Raw genomic sequence first — 3,625 nt, forward strand, 5'->3', positions numbered from 1 at the left:
CATGAATTACAAGATTTCATTTATTATCCTCCAAAAAAAATAATTGGATTAAAAATTTATTTTGAATATTTCCTCTTTAACTCCGATGCTACTTTCTCATCCCAATCACATTCCACCAGCTTATCACGTACATGCTGAGCAGTTTCAAAATCAGGATATGTTCCGAAACTTTTCTTATATTTATCAACAGTCTTATAAATTGTACATTTACCATGTTTATGTTTTATGATATAACGGCTTGCAGTGATTGTATAATTACGGCCACCTTTCAATGTTGGTTTTTCTTTCAAACCAGTTTCATCTAGGACTCTGTTTCTTAAATGATTATATCGGGCGACACTTAAATCATATTTCTTTTTCAATTCAGGAACATGTATCTTCGGATTTAGGAAATCCTCTTTAAATTCAGGATATATTAAATCCAAGTTTGCATCGGAATTAGAAACAATATGAAATGTAATATCTCTACTCATAATACACCAAAAATGGATAGAATTGTTAAACTGAAACAGGTTAAACAGATAACTAGCAATATACTGCTGATAATAGTATTCCTACGGTAACTTTTATCAAGATGTTCCTTGAAATAGGAATCCTGCAACATTACTGATTCAATTATCTTATCAGCTACACGTTTACCATCATGTGATTTAATAATCTCAATAATCTCTTCACTAACATCTTCATCCAGATTAGTATTCAAATTCAAATGCAACTCCATTAACTCATTATTATGTAATTTACTTGAGTTGTCTAAATGTTGGAGTAACATATTCATTGTTAAATTACCTTGACTGAATTTCCAATCATACTCATTATCTAATGGAGTGTCTAATTGTGGTGCTATAACTATAGTCTCCCAGTCCAAATCACTGGAATCAGATAATCCTATAATCTTTTTCTGTAAAGCATAGTAACCAGTATCGTAACGGATTACACGGAATTCACCTACAGGGTCCCCGTAATCTTTCTCTTTACTCACCACAAAATGCTCATCATCAAATTCAATAGTATTCATGATATTGCTCCTATGATTTTAGTTAATTTTATTCTTCCAAGGATTAATTTATCACCATTATTGTCTTCGAAGATTTCAAGGTAATCATTATTTAATAATCTGATTCTTTGATGAGATTTTACTTCAATTATAGAACCATTATCAAGGATGATTTTAGCATCATCACCTCTTATAATGATTGATGATATTAAATCAACGATTGGTGGGACATTTGCTTCAAACTGTACCTTATGAACCATAAAAAACCTCTAATATTATCCTAAGTCGAAGTAGGTTTCTTTTCCCACTCCATCATTATCATTAACTTGATAATTACCATAACCACTATCCGCACCCATAGCTTCATCATAATTTAGTTTCCGGAATACGAATTCATCTTCATTATGCTTGAAGAATTTTAATCTTACAGCACCATCTCCATCACAGTAGATGGTTAGTTGTCTACTGGAACCTACTGCTCCTAAATATTCTATATAAGCAAAGATTTTATCAAGCATATTTAATTGTCCCTCGTTGACTGCGGTTATTTTATAGTATCTTGTTACTCCACCTTCAACGGGTTCGACTATGCTTGAGTCACTATAATTTTTATCAGTCAATATTAATCTGCCTCCATATTTTTTCTTTGGGTAAAATAAAAAAATTATTATATATAATATATTTAGGTTAAATAAATATATAAAAATATTGTATCTAACTCTAAAATAGTATACTAAAAAAGAAAAAAAATAATGGATTTAATCCTTATTTTTTATTTCGACAATAATCCATCATATTAATAATCGATTCATCCTTGTTCAATTTCTCCAATACCTCAGCACATATATCATAATTAACCCATTCACTAGCACTTGAAGCTGCGAAAATCACACCCCTACCTAATGGATCATCCCATCTAGCTGGAGATTCAATGAATTTCAACTTATCTATAATATAGTACCAATGCTCATCATATTCACCTTTACGACCTTTAGTAATTCCAAAACGGTCAATTTTAACTGGAATATAATCATATAATTTTTTAACTAAGTTATCCTGTAAATTATCTTCTAATGTGGATTTAGTGATTTTAAGGTTCAGATAGTCTTCATCATCTAATTCGTAAAAGAAGCTGCAACCAACAATCTTTTCAACCCATTCACTTATCTTATCCTCAACATCCTTATGGATACGGATAGTATATAATTTCTCATCAGCCACCCATTCCTCATCGATTGGGCAATTTTCATTTAAAAATTTCAAGTAATCTCTAGTTTTCAACACTTGTGTATTCCTCCAAGATATGTTAATTTAAAATCAATTAGTGCTGTATATCTGATTAACCTAGAATTCCCACTATTATAATGGAAAATCATATATTTCCAGTAGAATTTTATTTCACGCACATCTGAACAGTGTACTGTCCACTTTGTAATGTCATGATTGTTAATTATTTCTGCTTCAATCAAGTATTTTTTATAATTTTCACGAATCCCCTTATTCATTAAATCATAAAAAGCTTGATTTTCCTGTAAATCTTCAATTTTATTCAGTATCATATTAATCTAATATTCTTCAGCGTCTTTTCTTTTCCACACTGATTTATGTAGTCTAGTGAGGATGTTTCCTTCTAATTCAGACGCCTCTTTTTTCTCACCATTAACGGGGAATTTTCTAGTTTTAGCCTTAGCAGGCACTACTGTTTCTGCTGGAGGATGTTGTAATTCTTCAGCTTTCAACATATCACTAACATCCTCATCATCTTCTTTCAATGCTTTATGAAGATAAGTTAAATAGTCCATTGCTTTAACAATATCAAGTAAAGGATCATCTTTTTTACCGGCTCTGACAGTATATTTTATAACATTACCTTTACAGAAACCTATAAATTCATCTTTACTCATCAAACCTTGTTCAAAAGCTTTAATTGGACTTAATCCATTACAGGAGTAATAATCTGGTTCAACCATTATCAATCATCTTCCTTAGTTGGTATATTATGATTCCATGCAAGCATGTAATATTTATCATTGATTAAATATAATGTGGTTCCAGTTTCTTCTTCAACTTTTTTCAAATCATCCAATGAGATAACATCAAATTTACCTTTACGTTTTATTGAAACACCACTAGTATCCACATCAATAGGCCTATCAATTAATCTGATTTTGTTTAATTCAGTTTCCATATCATCAATAGCCCGGTTTAAATTTTTTCTTTCAAGATAAGCTTCGCTTAATTTTTTAAAATCCTTATTAACCATCCTTAACACATCCTATGTTTTTAGTTGTCTTTTTCAAACATGAAACAACCACAGTTATCTTCAATTAACTCGTCAAAAAGTGTACATTCACTTTTCCATTTATGCTTACAATTCAAGCATACTTCCGCATCACTATCAAATACAGTAATCATATTTAACTTCCTTCCTCATTATTCATCATAGAAGAATTTAGGCAGGCTTGCGATTACCTCATCATCTAACCTTAAATCAATATCTTTTGATGTTAAATTAGATTTATTGAGTCCCCATTCCCAACCAGGAAATACTTCAGTTAATTTCTCAAATACTTCATTTGCATATTGGTTTTCAACATGTATGGTTAGTATTATGAAATTATCTCCATC

Annotated in this window: 10 protein-coding genes; all 10 read right to left on the bottom strand. The window is 30.5% G+C overall.

Features of this window, described 5'->3' with window-relative positions; all coding sequences use genetic code 11:
- Positions 1-56 precede the first annotated feature (56 nt).
- Positions 57-473, bottom strand: a complete 417-nt coding sequence (locus ACJROP_RS05190; RefSeq protein ID WP_406534426.1) for a hypothetical protein — start codon at positions 471-473, stop codon at positions 57-59.
- On the bottom strand, positions 470-1,018 hold the full coding sequence (locus tag ACJROP_RS05195) for a hypothetical protein (protein ID WP_406534427.1): 549 nt from the start codon (positions 1,016-1,018) through the stop codon (positions 470-472). The genes ACJROP_RS05190 and ACJROP_RS05195 overlap by 4 nt, the downstream gene beginning before the upstream one ends.
- On the bottom strand, positions 1,015-1,257 hold the full coding sequence (locus ACJROP_RS05200; RefSeq protein WP_406534428.1) for a hypothetical protein: 243 nt from the start codon (positions 1,255-1,257) through the stop codon (positions 1,015-1,017). The genes ACJROP_RS05195 and ACJROP_RS05200 overlap by 4 nt, the downstream gene beginning before the upstream one ends.
- Before the next feature lie 15 nt (positions 1,258-1,272).
- On the bottom strand, positions 1,273-1,617 hold the full coding sequence (locus ACJROP_RS05205; RefSeq protein ID WP_406534429.1) for a hypothetical protein: 345 nt from the start codon (positions 1,615-1,617) through the stop codon (positions 1,273-1,275).
- 145 nt (positions 1,618-1,762) lie between these two features.
- Positions 1,763-2,281 carry a hypothetical protein gene (locus ACJROP_RS05210; RefSeq protein ID WP_406534430.1) on the bottom strand — a complete coding sequence of 173 codons (519 nt, stop codon included), beginning with the start codon at positions 2,279-2,281 and terminating at the stop codon, positions 1,763-1,765.
- Positions 2,275-2,556: a hypothetical protein gene (locus ACJROP_RS05215; protein WP_406534431.1), complete on the bottom strand. Its 282-nt coding sequence runs from the start codon at positions 2,554-2,556 to the stop codon at positions 2,275-2,277. The genes ACJROP_RS05210 and ACJROP_RS05215 overlap by 7 nt, the downstream gene beginning before the upstream one ends.
- A 6-nt stretch (positions 2,557-2,562) precedes the next feature.
- Positions 2,563-2,967, bottom strand: coding sequence for a DUF3310 domain-containing protein (locus ACJROP_RS05220; RefSeq protein WP_406534432.1), 405 nt, complete (start codon positions 2,965-2,967; stop codon positions 2,563-2,565).
- A 2-nt stretch (positions 2,968-2,969) separates the two neighbouring features.
- Positions 2,970-3,260, bottom strand: a complete 291-nt coding sequence (locus ACJROP_RS05225) for a hypothetical protein (RefSeq protein WP_406534433.1) — start codon at positions 3,258-3,260, stop codon at positions 2,970-2,972.
- Between the two features lie 20 nt (positions 3,261-3,280).
- Positions 3,281-3,412: a hypothetical protein gene (locus tag ACJROP_RS05230; RefSeq protein WP_406534434.1), complete on the bottom strand. Its 132-nt coding sequence runs from the start codon at positions 3,410-3,412 to the stop codon at positions 3,281-3,283.
- 18 nt (positions 3,413-3,430) lie between these two features.
- Positions 3,431-3,625 (bottom strand): hypothetical protein (locus ACJROP_RS05235; RefSeq protein WP_406534435.1); only part of this gene is annotated, 195 nt, incomplete at its 5' end.

Source organism: Methanobrevibacter sp. (genome assembly GCF_045220775.1).
GTDB lineage: Archaea > Methanobacteriota > Methanobacteria > Methanobacteriales > Methanobacteriaceae > Methanocatella.